This window comes from Nocardia sp. NPDC057227, assembly GCF_042669725.1.
Classification (GTDB): domain Bacteria; phylum Actinomycetota; class Actinomycetes; order Mycobacteriales; family Mycobacteriaceae; genus Nocardia; species Nocardia asteroides_A.
This window is the reverse complement of record NZ_JBHUXA010000001.1, coordinates 515,289-532,744: the sequence shown is the minus strand read 5'-3', so window position 1 is coordinate 532,744 and position 17,456 is coordinate 515,289. Positions and strand designations below refer to the sequence as shown.

18 protein-coding genes are annotated in these 17,456 nt (G+C 68.3%); 6 read left to right on the top strand and 12 right to left on the bottom strand.

The window, feature by feature from the left end; translation table 11 throughout:
* Positions 1-12 precede the first annotated feature (12 nt).
* Positions 13-891, top strand: a complete 879-nt coding sequence (locus ACFUJ1_RS02750) for a TIGR03854 family LLM class F420-dependent oxidoreductase (RefSeq protein WP_378641728.1) — start codon at positions 13-15, stop codon at positions 889-891.
* Here ACFUJ1_RS02750 and ACFUJ1_RS02745 read toward each other — a convergent pair whose 3' ends face one another.
* Complete coding sequence (locus ACFUJ1_RS02745) at positions 892-1,341, bottom strand: YdeI/OmpD-associated family protein (protein WP_378641727.1); 450 nt, start codon at positions 1,339-1,341, stop codon at positions 892-894. It abuts the gene before it with no gap.
* Between the two features lie 139 nt (positions 1,342-1,480).
* Between ACFUJ1_RS02745 and ACFUJ1_RS02740 the strand changes: the two genes are divergently transcribed.
* From ACFUJ1_RS02740 to ACFUJ1_RS02730, 3 genes are all read left to right on the top strand, one after another.
* The gene (locus ACFUJ1_RS02740; protein WP_378641725.1) at positions 1,481-2,908 is read left to right on the top strand and encodes a hypothetical protein; all 1,428 of its coding nucleotides are present in this window, start codon (positions 1,481-1,483) and stop codon (positions 2,906-2,908) included.
* A gap of 199 nt (positions 2,909-3,107) precedes the next feature.
* Positions 3,108-3,914, top strand: coding sequence for a hypothetical protein (locus ACFUJ1_RS02735; protein ID WP_378641723.1), 807 nt, complete (start codon positions 3,108-3,110; stop codon positions 3,912-3,914).
* Between the two features lie 60 nt (positions 3,915-3,974).
* Positions 3,975-4,922, top strand: coding sequence for an ATP-dependent endonuclease (locus tag ACFUJ1_RS02730; RefSeq protein ID WP_378641721.1), 948 nt, complete (start codon positions 3,975-3,977; stop codon positions 4,920-4,922).
* 422 nt (positions 4,923-5,344) lie between these two features.
* Here ACFUJ1_RS02730 and ACFUJ1_RS02725 read toward each other — a convergent pair whose 3' ends face one another.
* From ACFUJ1_RS02725 to ACFUJ1_RS02715, 3 genes are all read right to left on the bottom strand, one after another.
* Positions 5,345-5,908 carry a hypothetical protein gene (locus tag ACFUJ1_RS02725; RefSeq protein ID WP_378641719.1) on the bottom strand — a complete coding sequence of 188 codons (564 nt, stop codon included), beginning with the start codon at positions 5,906-5,908 and terminating at the stop codon, positions 5,345-5,347.
* Positions 5,909-6,062: 154 nt separating this feature from the next.
* Positions 6,063-6,257, bottom strand: coding sequence for a DUF397 domain-containing protein (locus ACFUJ1_RS02720; protein ID WP_378641717.1), 195 nt, complete (start codon positions 6,255-6,257; stop codon positions 6,063-6,065).
* Positions 6,258-6,262: 5 nt separating this feature from the next.
* Positions 6,263-7,135: a helix-turn-helix domain-containing protein gene (locus ACFUJ1_RS02715; protein WP_378641909.1), complete on the bottom strand. Its 873-nt coding sequence runs from the start codon at positions 7,133-7,135 to the stop codon at positions 6,263-6,265.
* Positions 7,136-7,837: 702 nt separating this feature from the next.
* Between ACFUJ1_RS02715 and ACFUJ1_RS02710 the strand changes: the two genes are divergently transcribed.
* A complete protein-coding gene (locus ACFUJ1_RS02710) occupies positions 7,838-8,197 on the top strand; it encodes a hypothetical protein (protein WP_378641715.1) in 360 nt (119 codons plus the stop codon).
* Between the two features lie 45 nt (positions 8,198-8,242).
* Entirely contained in the window at positions 8,243-9,076 is an 834-nt protein-coding gene (locus ACFUJ1_RS02705; RefSeq protein WP_378641713.1) for an LLM class F420-dependent oxidoreductase, read from the top strand.
* A gap of 4 nt (positions 9,077-9,080) precedes the next feature.
* On the opposite strand, the gene ACFUJ1_RS02700 is transcribed toward ACFUJ1_RS02705, so the two are convergent.
* The 8 genes from ACFUJ1_RS02700 to ACFUJ1_RS02665 are packed head-to-tail and all read right to left on the bottom strand — an operon-like array spanning position 9,081 to position 17,452.
* The gene (locus ACFUJ1_RS02700) at positions 9,081-10,301 is read right to left on the bottom strand and encodes an MlaD family protein (protein WP_378641711.1); all 1,221 of its coding nucleotides are present in this window, start codon (positions 10,299-10,301) and stop codon (positions 9,081-9,083) included.
* The gene (locus tag ACFUJ1_RS02695) at positions 10,298-11,383 is read right to left on the bottom strand and encodes an MlaD family protein (RefSeq protein ID WP_378641709.1); all 1,086 of its coding nucleotides are present in this window, start codon (positions 11,381-11,383) and stop codon (positions 10,298-10,300) included. The genes ACFUJ1_RS02700 and ACFUJ1_RS02695 overlap by 4 nt, the downstream gene beginning before the upstream one ends.
* A complete protein-coding gene (locus ACFUJ1_RS02690) occupies positions 11,380-12,480 on the bottom strand; it encodes an MCE family protein (protein WP_378641707.1) in 1,101 nt (366 codons plus the stop codon). Before ACFUJ1_RS02690 ends, ACFUJ1_RS02695 begins: the two co-directional genes overlap by 4 nt.
* Complete coding sequence (locus tag ACFUJ1_RS02685) at positions 12,477-13,499, bottom strand: MCE family protein (RefSeq protein ID WP_378641705.1); 1,023 nt, start codon at positions 13,497-13,499, stop codon at positions 12,477-12,479. The genes ACFUJ1_RS02690 and ACFUJ1_RS02685 overlap by 4 nt, the downstream gene beginning before the upstream one ends.
* Before the next feature lie 3 nt (positions 13,500-13,502).
* Positions 13,503-14,540, bottom strand: coding sequence for an MlaD family protein (locus tag ACFUJ1_RS02680; protein ID WP_378641703.1), 1,038 nt, complete (start codon positions 14,538-14,540; stop codon positions 13,503-13,505).
* The gene (locus tag ACFUJ1_RS02675) at positions 14,537-15,742 is read right to left on the bottom strand and encodes an MlaD family protein (protein ID WP_378641701.1); all 1,206 of its coding nucleotides are present in this window, start codon (positions 15,740-15,742) and stop codon (positions 14,537-14,539) included. The genes ACFUJ1_RS02680 and ACFUJ1_RS02675 overlap by 4 nt, the downstream gene beginning before the upstream one ends.
* A gap of 4 nt (positions 15,743-15,746) precedes the next feature.
* Positions 15,747-16,601: an ABC transporter permease gene (locus tag ACFUJ1_RS02670; RefSeq protein ID WP_378641699.1), complete on the bottom strand. Its 855-nt coding sequence runs from the start codon at positions 16,599-16,601 to the stop codon at positions 15,747-15,749.
* Positions 16,601-17,452, bottom strand: coding sequence for an MlaE family ABC transporter permease (locus ACFUJ1_RS02665; protein WP_378641697.1), 852 nt, complete (start codon positions 17,450-17,452; stop codon positions 16,601-16,603). The genes ACFUJ1_RS02670 and ACFUJ1_RS02665 overlap by 1 nt, the downstream gene beginning before the upstream one ends.
* Between the last annotated feature and the right edge of the window lie 4 nt (positions 17,453-17,456).

Here is a 17,456-nt window from a genome sequence, read left to right as displayed (position 1 = left end):
GTTGTCGGAGGAGTGAAGATTCGATTCGGCGTCGGCATCGGCGCGAACACCGATCCGGAGGAGCTGGCCGGGTTGGTGGACGGGCTCGAGCAGGCCGGCGTCGACTCGCTCTGGTTCTCCGAGCTGATCTACTCACCGGCGGTCGACCCGGTCGTCGGCATGGCGTTCGCCCTGTCCCGGACGCGGAATCTGAAGGTCGGCACCTCGGTCGCGATCCTGCCCGGCCGACACCCGGTCCTGGTCGGGAAGCAGCTCGCGTCGCTGGCCGCGCTCGCCCCCAAGCGCGTGCTCCCCGTCTTCGGCCTGCAACCGGCCGGACCGGGGGAGCGCGACCTGTTCCCGGTCGCCGGGCGCCGCGGTGACGTCTTCGACGAATCCCTGGCGCTGCTGCGCGCCGTATTGCGTTCGGACGATGTCGATTTCGAGGGTGAGTACTTCACCGTGCGCGGCGCCGGGGTCGGCAGGCGCCCCGGCCGCCCACTCGATATCTGGCTCGGCGGCCGCGCCCCCGCCGCCTTCCGCCGCATCGGCCGGTACGGGGACGGCTGGCTCGGCAGCTTCCTCACCCCCGCCGAAGCCGCCGCCGGGGTTGTCGCCATCAACCGGGAGGCCGCCGAAGCCGCGCGAGAAATCGAAGCGGACCACTTCGGGATCACCCTGCTCCTCGCCGAAGACGGCATCCCCGGCCCCCTCGCCTCCCGCATCCGCAGCCAGCGCCCCGACACCGACCCCGCCGACGTCATCGCAGGCAGTTGGCCCGACCTGCACCGCCTCATCGACGGCTATCTGGAGGCCGGGCTCACCAAGTTCGTCGTGGTCCCCGCGAGCGGCAAACCGGTGGACGGCTTCATCGACCGTTTCCTCGCCGAACTCGCCCCCAGGCAGAACTGATCAGCCGCCGCCGCTCAGCTCGGCGATGATCGCCGCCACCCGCCGGTCCCGCGTCTCCTGCTGCTTCGCCGCCGCCACGGGCTCGGCCCGCTGCCGCTGCTTGCTGTACGACAGGGCGTCGAACGCGGCCCGCGCGGCGGGGTTCTCCGCGAACGCCGCCGCCAGTTCCTCCGGGATCTCCACCGTCCGCTCGGCGGTGTCCAGCTCGATCGTCACCTCGACGGCGTCCCCCGCCGCAATCCCGGCCGCCGCCCGATTGGCCGAGCTCAGCGGAATCTTGTACCCGCCGCCCCGCACAGCGATGCTGCTCGCATAGGTGTGCCCGCCGATCGTCACCGAGATCTTCGGCCGCTTCCCGCCGCCCAGCGCCTCGACCACCTCGTCCGGCACCGGCAGCCCGGTCGCCGTCTTGCCGTCGAGCTCGACCCGCGTCGTGAAGGTCTCCGCCATCAGCTCTTCTCCTCGCCCCGGGTGGATGCGTCGTCATTGTCGCACTTCGGCACTACTATCGGCCGCAGGCGGGGGCGCGTGAGATGTCGAGGAATGAATGCCCCCGGATCTCGATCGGATACGAGCAGGGGGCTGCTGTATGGCGCTGACGAGTTCGACAACTACGCACTTCGACCTGAATATCGAGAAGGTGCTCGAACACTGGCCGCTGGCATATGCGGTGCGTGAGATCATCGCCAACGCGCTGGACGAGCAGGCCATCACAGCGACCCCCGACCCAGTGATCAGAAAGATCAGCGACAGACTCTGGGAGATCGCCGACTTCGGGCGTGGTCTGCGCTATCAGCATCTGACCCAGAAGGAGAACGTCGAGAAGCTTCGGCATCCGGGTGTAATCGGTCAGTTCGGGATGGGCCTGAAGGACGCGCTCGCGGTGTTCCACCGTCGCAGGGTCGATGTCCTGATCCGATCACCGCATATGGACATGACCACCGCGCTGCGGCCCAAGGACGGCTTCACGGACATCACCACCCTGCACGCAGCGGTCACCGCGCCGAGCCAACCCGGAAGAACAGGCACCTCGATTGTGCTGCGCGGCATATCCGACGAAGAGATCGAACAGGCCACGCAGTACTTCCTGCGGTACAACCGCGAGCGTCCACTCGAGGAAACCCACTACGGCCAGGTGCTGGCACGACCTGCAGGGCAGGTCGGAGCCCATATCTACGTCAAAGGGCTGCTGGTCGCGCGCGAGGAGAACTTCCTGTTCTCCTACAACATCACGACACTGACGAAAGGGCTGCGGCAAGCACTGAATCGGGAGCGCAGCAACGTCGGGCGCACCGCTTACACCGATCGGGTGAAAGCCATCCTCAAGCAGTGCCGTACCGCCGAGGTCGCCAGGGGCCTGGCCGACGACCTTGCCGCGTTCACAACCGGCCGTATGCACGATGAGCTCGGTTGGAACGATATCGCTCAGCACGCATGCCGGGTGCTAGCCAGTCACGAGAAGGTTGTTTTCGTCTCACGAACTGATCTGGAATTCGGTGCGGCGCAACTTGACTACGCGCGTGCGGACGGCTTCCGGCTGGTTCTGGTTCCTGACGACATCGCTGGTCGGATCGGCAGTCTCACCGATTTCGACGGCGCATCCCTCTACGACCTCGACGGCTACCGCGATATTTGGAATGACAGCTTCACTTTCAGGTTTGTCGATCCGAGTCATCTCCACTACACCGAGCGGCAGGTCTACGCGCTGACCGAGCCGCTGCTCGCGGCGCTTGGAATCATCCCCGAGCGCATCGGCGTCCGCGCAATCATGATCTCGGAGACGATGCGACTCAACAGCGCGGGAAACGAGGTCGTCGGTATGTACGAATCGGCGGCGAAACGCATCGTAATCCGCCGCGATCAGCTTGCCGCACCCGCCGACTACTGCGGCACGCTGCTGCACGAGTTGACTCATGCTTCGAGCGGAACAGTTGATGGCACGCTTGCCTTCGAGGGTGCGCTCACAGATCAACTCGGATCGCTGGCGGTGGTGCTGCTCCGCGCTGATCGCCGATGAGCAACCTCCGGGTGCTTCCGGAGAGATTCCTAGTGCTGAATGTGTGACTCTGTGGCACAGGCATTCTCGCCAGTTCCGTCGGCAATTTTTCTGTGCACGGGTGCAACTGGTAGGTTCTAGCAACCATCGCCCGCGCTCGGGGTGGGACGATGGATCACGACATTGGCCTGCACGACATTCTGCTCTGGATGGTTGCCAAGTGCATCTCGAGAAGTACTCCGTGCGCGGGTTTCGATCCCTCGCTCACGTCACGGACATCCCCATCGGTAGTCCGACGATCATCGCCGGGCCCAACGACGGCGGCAAGTCCGCCGCCCTCGGTGCCCTGGCATTTCTCCTGAACTCGCACGCGCTGACCGAGGAGGATCGGTCCTATCTCTCCGGCGAGTCCGGTGGTCGGTGCGAGGACACCGAGGTGATCGGGGACTTCCGTCTGGATCCGTGGGAACAGGATGCGTTCGGTCTTCCCGCGACGGTACGGCTACGTCGTGCCGCTGAGTTGGAGTCCTTGCCGCGCTATGAGATCTGGGGCCCGGTGCCCGACGATGAGGAGTTGCGAGATCTCAGCGGGAAGCAGGTGCCCGCGTTGAAGACGCTGGCGACCCAGTTCGGACACACTGCGGCCGGAAAGCTGACCAAGCCGAAGCTGTTGGAGTGGTTGATCGAATACGGGCGGAGCCACGCAGGTAGCAAAGGTTGGAGCGGAATGCCTCCCGCTCTGAGCGAGCGGCTTCCGCAAATCGCGGCATTCGAAGGCCACACCGCGGATCCGGAAGCTGCGATTCGTACCGTACTGACGCTCCGCTTCAGGGATCACCTGGCCGGAAAAGACGTTCAGGACCGACTTCGCGAGCTTGAAAGCGGTGCTCAGGAGCAGATGCGCATCGAGGCGAAACCGCTGGCTGACCACATCATGGATCGCTGTCCTGACATCGCCAGGGTCACAATCGAGCCAGAGGTCAGCTTCACGGGGTCAATGGGCAGGCCCACATTGGGCCTGGAATGATCCACCGGCGAAAGAATCCGGCTGGATCATTCCGGTCGCGGCAGTCTTGGGCGCATCGCGATGGCGGTGTGGGAGGAAACAACCGACCTGCTGATCGAACCTGGTGACGGCGGTGAGGATTCGGAGGTTGAGCCTCCAGTGCAGGTGATCGTAGCGTACGACGAACCGGACACGCACCTGGACTATCACTTCCAGCGCGAGGTTATGGGGATAATACGCCGTCAATCTGCGGCGGACCACGTCAGCGTCGTAGTCGCCACACACTCAATGAATCTTATCGACGGCGTCGACATTCGAGATGTCGTGCTGTTCGAACTGGACGACACCCGCCGGACAACTATGCAACGTGTGGGTAGTGCGGAACACGCTGAATTCGATCGCCATCTCGGAGCGATCGCCGCAGCAGTTGGCCTGCGCAATTCAGTACTGCTCCATGAGCGATGCTTCCTCGCTGTCGAGGGCGAGACCGAACAGTTGACAATACCTATTCTTTTCAGTTTGGCTACCAAACTGTCGCTACAGGCCGCGGGAATCGCGTTGTGGGCCTGCGGTGGCAACGACGGTGCACTGAAGCTTGCCAGCTACCTGCACAAGCATGAACGCTCTGTCATGCTGATGATCGACGCTGATAGCGAAAGCGGCAGCAAGATTTTCAGCTTGAAGAATCTGTCCGGCCATTTCGGCACGGATAAAGACAAAATAGTGAGGATGGTGGGCCAGCTCTCTGGCGCCCGTGAACTCGAGGAGTTGTTCGATGATGACATCTGGGCGCGAACAGCGAACGCGGCGTGGCCGCGCGACGGCGGCTGGAAATCGGAGCACTTCAGCGCTCATCGCGGTGAGAAGTTCAGTACCGCAGTCCTGCAGATGCTAAAGGATCACAGTGACCAGGCTCCGTCGGGTAAGCCCGCCATGCTGCTGGAAGTGGCCGTGCGGCTGAACGGGCCCGACGAAGTGCCCAGTGAACTGCGCGACATCTTCGCCGAGCTGCGGGAGCTAGCCGGCTAGCAGTTCGCTGGTTGGTCCTTGACGTCGCGCTCGTCGCTCCAGCATCCGTTTCTTTCGTTGGACGGCGGTGGGCTCGGCCCACATGTGCCATTTGACCGTGGGTGCCCACCGCTGGAGATGCTCTTCCCGATCTATGCCGCACCACCGGCAGCCGTTGGGGTTCGGTATGGTCTGATGGTCCCTGTCAGGCATCGCATCGCCCCTTCCGTCCAGGTATTTGTACCCCAGGGGTGTGACAGATATGCGTAGCTTGGCGTGGGTCGCTCGGATCTCCTAGTAGCTTCGGGGTCGGACGGCGCGCTCTGTCGCACCTGATGATCGCTGACTTGCTTGAGATCGTCGACCTCGCAGTTTCACGCTCGATCAGATTCGCTGTGGAGATGTTCGGGGCCGGTCCAGAATTGTCTTCCGCATCAAATCAGCTATGTGAAATAGAAGTTGCGGTCCTGCTCTTCAAGTAAATAGGCGGGATAGACGTCAGTCCCGCTATCTCCGAGCGCGACGCCGAATACCAAGGCCGCGTCGGAGCCCTCTAGCAGATCCGATGAGGAAATTGCCACGGCACAGGACTCGCCTGTGCTGAGTTCATCGATCACCGGGTGCTGCGAGTCTTCGTGCAGGCGGACAATGAGAATAGGTTCACCGATGTTGGTCCGCGAGCCCTGAAGTATAGCGGACAAGTTTTTCGTGCCTATCGAACCGCTGCGCCAAGCGTTGACGAGCACTCGCGCCGCGTAGTCACGTTCCAGGACGCGCTCATCCAGGCGGATACGAATCTGAAAGCCGTCGGGATGCGGGCGCTCGAGATGCTCGATCACCGTGGGTACCGGCTCGTCGTCATCGAGGGCCAGAGCGAGTGCTTCATGGAATTCCGCTCGTGCTTCCGCGAGCGTGTCGGCCATGCCGAAGCAGGCGATGGGTCGGGACCGATAGGTGAAGATCGGGTCGGCGCTCTGATCCTGGGAGAAGAACACGTGCTGGCTCACCGGATGCACTCCTGCTCGATATCTCTGAGATCGTCACCAGTCGGGCAGCGGGAGGGGACAGCCATACAGAGGCTGCTCGGGTATACGGAGCGCAGGGCGGCGGGTGCGGCAGGGTGCATGCCGCGCGGAGTACGGCCCGGTCAGGTGCCTCGGATCACTTGAGCTCGTCTCGGCGAAGGGAAGCAAGGAATTCGCGCCAGGAATCGGCTGGAAAAGCGAGGTGACCAGCACCGCGGTTCTTCGAGTCACGGACTCCGACCTCGCCCCCGGCGAACGCGACTTCGATGCACTCCCTGCTGCCGCTCCTGCTCGACGTGAACCATCGGGCATCACGGAAATTCGCGGTCATTGCACCTATCTCCTTGCCACCTGCCGGAGCAGATCACGGCTGTCCTGCGGGTTCAACGCTACTCGGGCCGCCGTCTCGAAGGCCAACCGATATCGGCGCACGCTCTCCGGCCGCTCGAGGTACATGTCGCCGGAGATGTTCTCGGCATAGACCACCGAGGGCTCCGCCGGGCTCTTCGTGAGGGACTCGAAGTCGAGGATCGTGAAGGGGCCGGGCACTTCGCCGAGGGGGATGCCGGCGCGGAAGGGGAGTACTCGAATGGTGACGTTCGGGCGGGTGCTGATGTCGGCGAGGTGCCGAAGCTGGTGCGACATGACTGTCTGACCGCCGACGAGGCGGTGCAGAGCGGACTCACCGAGGACGGTGTCGACGGCCGCCGGTGAGCGGTCGCGGGTGACGAGTCTTTGTCGATGCAGACGCATTTCGACGCGGCGGGCGATCTCGGAAGATCCCTCGTCCGGGTAGGCGGCGCGGAAGAGCGCCTCGGCATAGGACGGTGTCTGGAGCAGGCCCGGGACCAGTTCGTGGTGCGAGGTGAGCCGGGCGGCCGCTGACTCGAGGCCGATGAAGACGTCGAACTCCGGTGGGATCAGGTCGCCGTATTCGTGCCACCAGTTCGACTGATTTCCCTGTTGCGCGAGCCCTTTCAACGCTTCGGTCATGGTCGCGTCGGCGCCGAGTACTTGGCACAGAGCTTCGATGTCCCACAGGCGGATTCGGTCCGCGGTGCCGGACTCGAGCCGCTGCAGGGTGCTGTAACCCCGTTCGATGCGCTTGGCGACCTCTGCGATCGACATTCCGGTGCCCTGCCGCAACTCGCGGAGGTGACGCGCGAGCTGCCGTCGCGGGAGCGTCGAACCTGCTGCCCTTGTGCGAATGCGTACACCTCCGTCACTCGCAATAGTTCCGAGGTTTTGGGTAACAAGTTCCTGATTCTTGGGCAACGCGCCTCTTCCTCCGGGTGATGGGCGGGTTGTTTCTGGTCGATCTGTCGGCGACTGCGGTTGTCTTGGTGAGGGTTTGAGCTACCTGAAATGAATAGCCCAAAATCGAGTCGGTGCCAAGGTCTGGCGGTATCTGCTGTTCGCCATGCACAGGCAACCAGGGGGAGAACGAGTGCACATCCATGAGCCCTCGCGAGGACAGGCAGTACAAGAGCTTTGTCGTTACTACCGCGAGGTGTGCGGCATCCCGGCCTTCGTCGACGCTGGTCGTGCGCCGATCCAGGTCCGTGGGGATGACATCTGTGCGGTCACCACACCCGCACGACTCGGCGCTGCTGTGCGGGGGCGCATGGACGAGGTGCCGGGACGGTGCGGGCCGATTTCGTCGTGCGCGGTCGGTGGGCGGTGGATGTTTCTGGCGCAGGCCGACCTACCCGACATTCGGCCCCGCTCGGAGCTCGATGAGGTGAACGCCGCACTCGTCGGTGCCGCAATCATTCCGATTCCTGGTCCCGAAGGTCCGCGCAAGTGGGTAGTGCCACCCACCGACACCTACCTGCCTTCGAGAGATCAGATCGTGCGCGCCATTGGCTGGTGCCGGGTGCTTCGCCCGCACAACCTGGCAGGAGTTCGGGGGTGAACGTCGGTCCTCGGCGTGCTCGGAAAGCACTCCCGCAGCGGCAGGCGAAGTCGATCCCGCCGCCGCTGCATGGTGCGGTCGAACGACCGGCTCCCGCACTGATCGCGCGCACAGCGCGGGCCTTGGCAGTGTGGGCGGGCAGCACTGCCAAGTCACCTCGTCCCGAGGAACCGGACATCTGGCTGACGCTGGCGGTCGGCGGTGTCGAGTTCGAGTTCATTGCCTGCCTCACCGCAGCTTTGATCTTCGTCTGCGACCTCGAGCGCCATCGCTGCGCCGACAGAGTCCAGGTCTCGGCGCAGGGCGACGTCCACACACCTCGGCTGCCCAACGAGAGCCTGTTCCTCGAACCGTGAATCGACGGCGGAATAGATCGAGCGAGGACCCGGGTTGGCCCGACTATGGCCAAATACGATCTGGGCAAGTTCGGTGTGTGGCGGGGCTATCAGGGGTTCACCCCGGAGGACGCGAAGGAGCTGGAGAAACTCGGGTTCGGCGCGCTGTGGCTGGGCGGGTCGCCGCCGGCGGAGCTGCCGGTGGTGGAGTCGCTGCTGGAGGCTACGGAGACGCTCACGGTCGGCACGAGCATCGTGAATATCTGGGCGGCGGAGGCGAAGGCTACCGCGGAGTCGTTCCATCGGATCGAGGCCCGGTTCCCGGGTCGGTTCCTGCTCGGGATCGGGGTCGGGCATCGGGAGAACGACGGGTCGGGGGCGATCAAGCCGTACGACGCGCTGGTGCGGTACCTGGACGAGCTCGACGCGGCGGGCGTGCCGGTCGAGAGCAGGGCGCTGGCGGCGCTGGGGCCGCGGGTGCTGGAGCTGGCGCGGGACCGGTCGGCGGGGGCGCTGCCGTATCTGGCGCCGCCGGAGCACACGCGGAATGCCCGCGCGACGCTCGGCGCGAGTTCGCTGCTGGTGGCGGAGCAGAAGGTGGTGCTGGACGAGGACGCGGGGCGGGCGCGGGAGGTCGCCCGGCGCATGGTTCCGTTCTATCTGGGGCTCACGAACTACGTGAACAATTTGCGGCGTCTCGGGTTCACCGAGGAAGACCTGACCAAGCCGGGGAGTGATCGGCTGATCGACTCGCTGGCGGTGCACGGTTCGGCGGCTCAGGTCGCGGACGGGGTGCTGGCGCATCTGGACGCGGGCGCCGACCATGTCGCGATCCAGGCGTTGGACGACGACTACGTCGCGGCGCTGCGCGCGCTGGCCGAGGTACTGCCGACCGAGTAGCGGTTCAGCGCGGCACCGGGGCGTGCGGGCCGCCGTAGGGGGTGGGGATCGACTGCGGGCCGACCGGCGGCGGGTCGGCGGTCTGCAGGGGATCGCCGGGCGGGTCGGCGGGGACGGGGTCGTTCGGTGGGCGGGGGACGTTGGCGGCGCCGCGCGGAATGAGCGTGGGGTCGGGGCACTGCGCGTTCAGGTAGGGCGGGGCGTAGTCGGGGACCGAGCCGGGGCGGCGCGGGGTGCCGTAGTCGCAGGCGTAGCGGGGGTAGATGCTGGCCAGCGCCCAGACGCCGCCGTCGTGGAAGGCCGAGGCGACCGCGTCGAGCGCGGAGCCGGCGCGCTGCCGCGGGAAGAAGAACTCGTCCATCGCGGGGATTCGGGTGTAGGCGACCTGGGAGACGGTGACCAGGTCGCCGAGCAGCTGGACCATGGTGGGGGAGTTCTGCGCGAGGAGCGCGTCGACGGTGGTCAGCATGGGCGGGGTCCGGGCGAGGAGCTGTTCGTAGCCGCCGGTCATGGCCCCAAGCCCGCTCGCGGTGACGGCCAGGTCGGCGGCGGTGGATTCGAGGGCGGGGCTGCCGAGCGTCGCGAGCACGACCCTGCTGTTGTGCAGCAGGGTCACGGTCTGCGGGAGGACCGTGTCCAGGGTCGAGACCAGGAATGTGCCGCCGTCGATGATGGCGGCCAGTTTGTCGGGGCCGGCCTGGCTCACGCCGAGCTCGCGGGAGATGGCGGCGAGCCGGTCGGGGTCGATCTGGGCCAGGGTGCCGCTGAGACTCTCCAGCATGTCCGCGAGCGGGACCGGGGTGGCGGTGCGGTCGGCGGTGATCACGGCGCCGTCGGCGAGGTAGGGGCCGTCGTTGGTGCTGGGCTGGAAGTCCAGGTACTGCTCACCGGCCGCGGAGAGGGCGGCCACCCGGACGAGCCCGGCCGCGGGGACGCGCTCCCCGATGGCGGCCACCGCGATGACACGATCACCGGCGACCACCACCGATTCGACCGTGCCCACCCGGACCCCGCGCAGGGTGACGTCCTGGCCGGGCAGCAGCCCGCCGGACTGCTCCAGCTCCACCCGCACCCGGTACGGCTCCTCGAACGGGTCCATCCGCAGGGTGCCGATCCCGAGGTAGGCGGCGGACCCGGCGAGGATCGCGAGCAGCCCGGCCAGCGAGAGCGCGAGCCGCTGCCGATGCGCGCGCCGCACGGCGCCGACGAGCAGCCGGGCGATCATCGCGGCGGCTCCTGCAGCCGGGGGCCGATGCGGTCGAGCATGTGCTGCAGCGAGCCGACGAAGGCGGTCCAGTCGGTCGGGTCGGGGAGCCTGGCGCCCGCGGTGCCGGGAAAGCCGGGGTCGGGGAGGGCGCCGACGGCGATCTGGGTGATATCGGCGTCCACGTGGCCGTTCGGGCCGCTGATCATCTTGATGACGACGCCGAGCATGGTGTTCAGTTCGTTCAGGTCGGCCTCGGGGTTGAGCGCGGCGGCATTCAGCCCGGCGGCCAGCTGGTTGATGTTGGCCGCCATCGAGGTGGTGTTGGTGCCCGCGACGCTGGGGAAGCGGGCGAGCTGGGTGGTGAGGGCGTCGATGCGGTCGACCACGGTGAGCAGGGCGTCGGTGTTCTCGGCGAGCGTCCGCACGGCCGGGCCCGCGGCGGTCACGGTGTCGGTGAGCGTGGTCTGCCCGGCGGCGAGGGTGGTGCTGAGATCGGCGGTGGCGTGCAGGATTTCGTCGATTCGGCCGGTGCGCTCGGTGAGCGTGTCGAGCAGGGCGCGGGTATCGGCGAGGAGCGTCGCGAGGCGTTCGCCGCGCCCGCCCGCGTACTCGCCGAGCGCGGAGATCACCGAGGTCAGGTGCTCGATGGCGCCGCCGCTCACCAGGAACGAGGCGCGGGTGAGCAGCTCCTCGATGGTGCTGGCGGCCGAGGTCGCCGTCAGCGGGATGGTGTCGCCGTCGGCGAGGAAGGCGGTGCCGGAATCCGGTGGCGGGCGCAGCGCGACGAAGACGTCGCCCATGGGGGTGGCCGAGCGCAGCTCGGCCGAGGTGCCCGCGGGGAGCCGCACGTCGGCGGTGACGCGCAGGGTCACCACGGCGGTGTAGTCGCGGGCGGTCATGGCGTCCACCTGGCCGATATCGACGCCGTCGAGCTTCACCTTCGCCTTCGCGGGCAGGTTCAGGGCATTGCTGAAAATGGCTGTCAGGCTGTAGGTTTCGCCGCTCAGCCCCGGTGCCGGGAGCGGGAGCCGGTCCAGGCCGCCCGCGCAGCCGGTCAGCGTGAGGGCGGCGGTGAGCAGGGGGAGCAGGTAGCGGGTCATCGGCCGTTCCGTTCCGCGAGGCCCGCCAGGATGGCGGTGATGCCGAAGTCGGGGCCCATGTCGCGCATGGTGCCGGTGGCGCAGCCGAGGTTCTGCAGCTGCAGCAGGTTGCAGATCTCCTTGACCATCTGGCCGTCGAGCAGGAACCGGTTGATGTCGATCGCGGCGCGCAGCGCGCCGACATTGTGGTCGATGGCGTTGTAGGCGTTGTCCGTGACCAGGGGGAAGACGTCCAGGAATTCGGCGAGGTTGCCGTCGTAGTCGGCCAGGGTGCCCGCGAGGGTGCCCGCGTCGGTGGTGAGCCCGGCGATGGTGTCGCGGTGCCGGGTGAGCAGCTCGGCGACCTGGGCGATGATCCGGTTCAGGGCGGCGCCGGTGTCGCCGGAGCCGAGCTGCTGGGCGGCGAGGAAGTCGCTGAGCCGGGCGACGGCCGAGCCGAAGTCGCGCAGGGTCGCGTCGTTGCGCGCGGCGGTCGCGGTGAGCGTGTCGAGGTGGGTGACGACGGTGGTGACGGCGTCGCGGGTGGCGGCGCCGTTGTCGGGGCCGAGTTGCAGCGCGCGGGCGAGCTCGCTGAGCGCGGCCCGCATGTCGGGGCCGTTGCCGCTGGTCGCGGCGGTGCCGAGGGACATCAGGTCGGCGATCGGGCCCGCGCCGTCGCCGTCGCCGCCGAGCGAGGTGGAGAGTTCGCGGGCCATGCCGAGCAGGGCGTCGAACTCGACGGGGGTCTTGGTGCGGTCGGTGCCGAGGACGGCGTGGTCGGGGAGGGTGGGGCCGCCGCGGTAGACGGGGGAGAGCTCGACGTGGCGGTCGGTGAGGATGGAGTCGGAGATGGTCACCGCCTGCACGTCGGCGGGCAGCGCGATGCCGTCCTCGATCCGCATCTCGACCTCGACATCGGTGCCGCGGGGGGTGATCCGCACGATCTTCCCCACCCGCATGCCGAGCACGGCGACGGCATTGCCCTCGTAGAGGCCGTTGGCATTCGCGAAGCGGGCGGTCACCGTGGTGGTGTCGCCCGCACCGGTGCCGCAGCCGGCCAGGCAGGCGGCGGTCAGCGTCAGCGCGGCCAGTTTCAACGTGGTCAGGGTGCGGCTCATCGGCAGTCCTCGAGGTAGGGGTCGCGGCCTGCGGCGACGGCGGTGGCGCTGAGCGCGCACATCCAGGAGTCGACGAAGGCGCCGTCGGGGGCGTTGGCGTCGAGTTCGGGGCCGCTGCCGGTGGCGTCGGCGAAGAGCCGCCACGGGACCGGGAGGATCTGCAGGATATTGCGGAGCAGGTCGTCGTGCGCGGCGATCATGCCGGTCATGGCGCGCAGGTCGGTCAGCAGCTGCTCGATCTCGGCTTGCTCGCCGACCGCGATCGGCTCCAGCCGCTGCACCAAGCCCGTTGTCGCGGTGAGCAATCGGCTCAGCGCGGCCTGACGGGCATTGATCTGCTGGAGCAGGGTGCGGCCCTCGCCGACGACGGCGGCGAGATCAGCCTGCTGCCGGTCGATGACGGCCCCGACCTCGCCGGTGCTGGTGAGCAGCGCGCCGATCTGGTCGCGGCGCTGGGCGATGATGCCGGAGAGCGCGCGGACGTCGCGCAGCACGCCGGGGATCAGCGCGGGCACGCCGTCGAGTTCGCGGGAGAGCGTCGTCATGGACTCGGCGATCCGGTCGGCGTCGATGCCGTCGAAGGTGGTGGTGACGTCCTGCAGCGCGGTCTCCAGGTCGTAGGGGACGGTGGTCTGCGACACCGGGATCCGGTTGCCGGGCAGCGTGCCGGCGCCGGAGGAGGTGAGCTCGAGGTAGCGGGAGCCGAGCAGGGTGGTGAGCTTGATCGCGGCGTGGGTGTCGGCGCCGAGGACAACGGCGTCGTCCTCGATCTGGATCGTCACCTCGACGTGGTCGCCGGCCAGCCGGGTGTCGGTGACCATGCCGACCGGGATCCCTGCCCAGGTCACGGCGTCACCGGCGCTGATCCCGGCGGCTTGAGCGAAGTCGGCGCGGTAGGTGCGGGCGCCGATATGGAGCGTGCCGAGTACCACCAGCGCCGTGAGCGCCACGGTCAGCGCCACGACGGCGATGATCCCGACCCGCAGCGCGGAGTCGATCTCGGGGCGAGAGCTTTTCATGGTTCACCTGCAGATCGGGGAGTGCTGGGGGCGGCCGGTGGGTGAGGAGCCGGCCAGGACCTGGGCGATCACCGGGTCGATGCCGGGTATCAGGCTGAAGCCGATGTCGCAGACGTAGGCGTTGACGAAGGCGCCGCTGTCGACGGCGCGCACCATGGCCTGCAGCAGCGGCGGCAGGTTGAAGCCGAGGTAGGCGAAGCGGTCGCTGCCCGCGACGAAGTGGTGCGCGAATCCCGGTTCGCGGCCGACGAACTCGGTCAGCGCGGGGGCGGCGCCCTCGACGACGGTGGCGGCGTCGGCGACCACGGTGGCGATGCGGTCGGTCTGGTCGAGCAGGGTGTCGCGGTGGGCGGCGAGGCCGTCGAGCAGGGCGCGGGTCTGGGCGAGGGTGTCCTGCATGTTCGTGCTCTGGGCGGCCAGGGTGGTCATGACCGCGGCGAGGTTGTCGATCAGGGTGCCGAGGATCTGGTCCGGGCCGGCGAAGGTCTGGGCAAGGGCGGCGGTCCTGGCGATCAGGGCGGTGACGGCGCCGTCGTCGCCCTGCAGCGCGCGGATCAGCGCGGCGGTCAGGTTGTCGACGTCGGCGGGGTCGAGCGTGCTGAACAGCGGCTGGAAGCCGTTCAGCAGCCCGGAGATGTCGAAGGAGGGCTGGGTGTGCTCGAGCGGGATGCGGGCGCCGGGGGCGAGCGGTGCAGGGTCGCCGAAGTCGGCGCGGCTCAGCCCGAGATAGCGCTGGCCGATCAGGTTCTGGTAGGTGACCGAGGCGAGGGTGTCACCGTGCAGGGTCTGGTCGCGGTGCACCCGGAAGGTGACCTCGGCCTCCCGGCCGTGCACGGCGATGGCGTCCACCCGGCCCACCTGCACCCCGGCCACCCGGACGTCGTCGCCGACGCGCAGCCCGGAGACGTCGCCGAAGAGCGCCGAGTAGGTGTCGGTCTCGCCGGTGACGTCGCGCTGCAGGGTGACGTGCACCATCCAGGTCAGCACGGCGGCGACGAGCAGGAACGCGGTCAGCCCGATCAGGTCGCGGCGGTGGGTCATCGTGGCTCCTCCGGGGACGGTGCGACACCGAACAGCTCGGCGAGCGCGCCGGATTCGGGTGGGAGGCCGAGCAGCTCGGGGCTGTCCAGGGAGTCGATCACCGAGGGGCCCGCGGCGGGGCCCGCGGCGGGGCCCGCGGTGCAGCTCGGGGCGGCCAGCTCGCCGTAGCGGGGACAGTCGGTGCGGGTGTACTCCTTGTGCGGGGTGAGCTCCACGATCACCTTGGCGGTGCCGCTCTGGTCCTCGGCGTTCCAGAACTCGTTCGTGAAGACCTGCGCGACCCGGGTCTGCGAGGTGGTCATCTGCACGAAGTTGCCGCTGCCCGCGGCCAGCAGTTGCAGCACCGGGCCCATCCGGCTGTTCATGCCGATGAGGGTGTCGCCGTGCCCGATCAGCGCGGTGCCGAGGGTGGAGGTGGTGGTGCCCGCACCGGTCAGCAGGGCGGTCAGATCGGCGCGCTTCGCCGCGACGGTTTGCAGCGGGACGACCGCCTCGTGCAGGGCGGTGAGCAGATCGGGGGACGACTGCCGCAGCCCGGTCACCGCCTCCAGAAGCGCTGCCAGATAGGAAGCTTGACCGGGTGCGGTCGCCTCGGCCCGATAGGTGCGCACGATCCGTTCCAACTGGCTCGCGGCGGCGAGCGCCTCGTCGCCGCGGCCGCGGGTGGCGCGCTCCACGGTCTCCAGGATGCCGACGGCAGGGTCGTTGCCCGGACGCCCGACGGCGGCGGCGAGCTCGCTGAGCGCGGTGAGCGAGGTCTGCAACTGCACGCCCGCCCGGCTGTGGTCCTCCGGAATGCGCGCACCCTCGCTCAGCGCGGGGCCGGGGCCGTTGTCGATGAGCTGCACCGACGGGACGGCGAACACATTGCTCGGGACGACGCGGGCGGTCACCGTCGCCGGGATCCCGCCCGCGTGCGCGGGGAGCAGGTCGATCCGCACCGCGTTGCCCGCCTCCGCCCGCACCACCTCCCGAACGCTGCCGACCAGCACGCCGCGGTACTTGACGTCGGAGCGGGCGGGCAGCCCGTCGCCGACATCGCTCAGCACCGCGGTGACCTCGACGGTGCGCGCGAAGGCCCCCTCGGAGCGGGCGATCATGGCGGTGGCCGTCGCGGCGATGACGGCGAGCACGGCGAGGCCGCGCACGAAGAGCCCGGCGTTGGAGAGATTCCGGTCGTCGGATTCGAAAACGATCGCCACGGCGCTACCCACTGATCCTGGAGCCGGCGTCGAAACCCCACAGCGCCAGCGTCATGAGCAGGTTCACCGTGATCATCACGGTGATGCTCGCGCGCATCGCGCGCCCGGCCGCGATGCCGACGCCCTGCGGCCCGCCGCGCGCGTAGTAGCCGTAGTAGCACTGGATGGTCGTGGTGACGATCACGAAGACGATGGCCTTGAGCAGCGAGTAGACGATGTCGGTTCCGCTCAGCACCAGGTCGAAGTAGTGGTCGTAGGTGCCGAAGGACTGGCCGCCCGCGATCCCGACGAAGAGCTTCACCGCCAGGTAGTCGGCGGCCAGCGCGGCCAGGAAGAGCGGGACCATCGCCACCACGGCGGCGACCAGCCTGGTGGTGACGAGGAAGGGGACCGGGCGGATCGCGATCGAGTCCAGCGCGTCGATCTCCTCGGCGATCCGCATGGCGCCGAGCTGTGCGGTGAACCGGCAGCCCGCCTGCGCGGCGAAGGCGATCGAGGCCATGATCGGGGCCAGCTCGCGGGTGGCGGCGGTGGCCGCGATCATGCCGGTGGCGGGCTGCATGCCGAGCAGTTTCAGCGCGTTGAACCCCTCGATGCCGACGATGCCGCCCGCCGCCGCGCCCAGGATGATCATGATCCCCGCGGTGCCGCCGCCGACGATGAGCGAGCCGTTGCCCCAGGTGACGTCGGAGATGATGCGCAGCGTCTCGCGCCGGTAGTGCCGCAGCGTCAGCGGGATCGCCAGCACCGCGCGGGTGAAGAAGGTGACCATGTGCCCGAGCCGGATGATCCCCTGCGCCGGCGGCCCGGCCACCGCGACCACCGTGCGCACGCCCGGCGGGCGGTAGACGCTGGCCATTACAGCGTCGTCCGCGGGAAGAGCGTGGTGTAGAGCTGGGTGAAGCCCAGGTTCACCACCATGAGCACGACGATCGAGGCGACCACGGCCGCGTTCACCGAGTTCGCCACCCCGCCCGGCCCGCCCTTCGTGTTCAGCCCCTTCTCGCAGGCGACCACCACCACGATCACCCCGAACACGGCGCCCTTCACCATCGCCAGGTACAGGTCGCCCGAGGTCGCGAAGGAGGAGAAGGTGGCCAGGTAGCTGCCCGGCGTCCCGTCCTGGACGTAGACGTTGAACAGGTAGCCGGCCAGGAACCCCACGAAGCAGCTCACCCCGGTCAGCGCCATCGCGACGATGACGCCCGCCGCCAGCCGCGGCACCACGAGCCTGCGCAGCACCGAGATGCCCATGACCTCGAGCGCGTCGATCTCGTCCCGGATCGTGCGCGAGCCGAGGTCGGCGCAGAGCGCGGAGCCCACCGCCGCCGCGAGCAGGATCGCGGTGACCAGCGGCGCGGACTGCCGGATCACGGCGAGCCCGCTCGCCGCCCCGGCCAGCGCGGTCGCGCCGACCTGGCCGGCCAGCAGCCCGAACTGGATCGACAGCGTCGCGCTGATCGGCAGCGCGACCGCCACCGTCGGCAGCAGCGAGGTCTTGACCATGAAGGCCGCCTGGGCGATGAACTCGCCGAACGGGAAGCGCCGGCCGGCGATATCGGTGACGAGGTGCCGGACGGCCCGCTGCCCGAGCGTGACCTGCCTGCCGACGGTCTGCAGCGCGGCGACGGGGTGCCTGCGGGCGTACCCGCGGGCCCAGTCGGTGATCTCGGTGGCTGGCGGGGAAATCGGGACCGGATCGGTGGTCATTCCT

Bases quoted from the DNA above. Each gene is read 5' to 3' on its own strand.
- ACFUJ1_RS02745 (WP_378641727.1), bottom strand. From the start codon at position 1,341: ATGGCGGAGACCTTCACGACGCGGGTCGAGCTCGACGGCAAGACGGCG.
- ACFUJ1_RS02685 (WP_378641705.1), bottom strand. From the start codon at position 13,499: ATGAAAAGCTCTCGCCCCGAGATCGACTCCGCGCTGCGGGTCGGGATC.
- ACFUJ1_RS02665 (WP_378641697.1), bottom strand. From the start codon at position 17,452: ATGACCACCGATCCGGTCCCGATTTCCCCGCCAGCCACCGAGATCACC.
- ACFUJ1_RS02670 (WP_378641699.1), bottom strand. From the start codon at position 16,601: ATGGCCAGCGTCTACCGCCCGCCGGGCGTGCGCACGGTGGTCGCGGTG.
- ACFUJ1_RS02695 (WP_378641709.1), bottom strand. From the start codon at position 11,383: ATGACCCGCTACCTGCTCCCCCTGCTCACCGCCGCCCTCACGCTGACC.
- ACFUJ1_RS02705 (WP_378641713.1), top strand. From the start codon at position 8,243: ATGGCCAAATACGATCTGGGCAAGTTCGGTGTGTGGCGGGGCTATCAG.
- ACFUJ1_RS02740 (WP_378641725.1), top strand. From the start codon at position 1,481: ATGGCGCTGACGAGTTCGACAACTACGCACTTCGACCTGAATATCGAG.
- ACFUJ1_RS02690 (WP_378641707.1), bottom strand. From the start codon at position 12,480: ATGAGCCGCACCCTGACCACGTTGAAACTGGCCGCGCTGACGCTGACC.
- ACFUJ1_RS02700 (WP_378641711.1), bottom strand. From the start codon at position 10,301: ATGATCGCCCGGCTGCTCGTCGGCGCCGTGCGGCGCGCGCATCGGCAG.
- ACFUJ1_RS02730 (WP_378641721.1), top strand. From the start codon at position 3,975: ATGGCGGTGTGGGAGGAAACAACCGACCTGCTGATCGAACCTGGTGAC.
- ACFUJ1_RS02720 (WP_378641717.1), bottom strand. From the start codon at position 6,257: ATGACCGCGAATTTCCGTGATGCCCGATGGTTCACGTCGAGCAGGAGC.
- ACFUJ1_RS02680 (WP_378641703.1), bottom strand. From the start codon at position 14,540: ATGACCCACCGCCGCGACCTGATCGGGCTGACCGCGTTCCTGCTCGTC.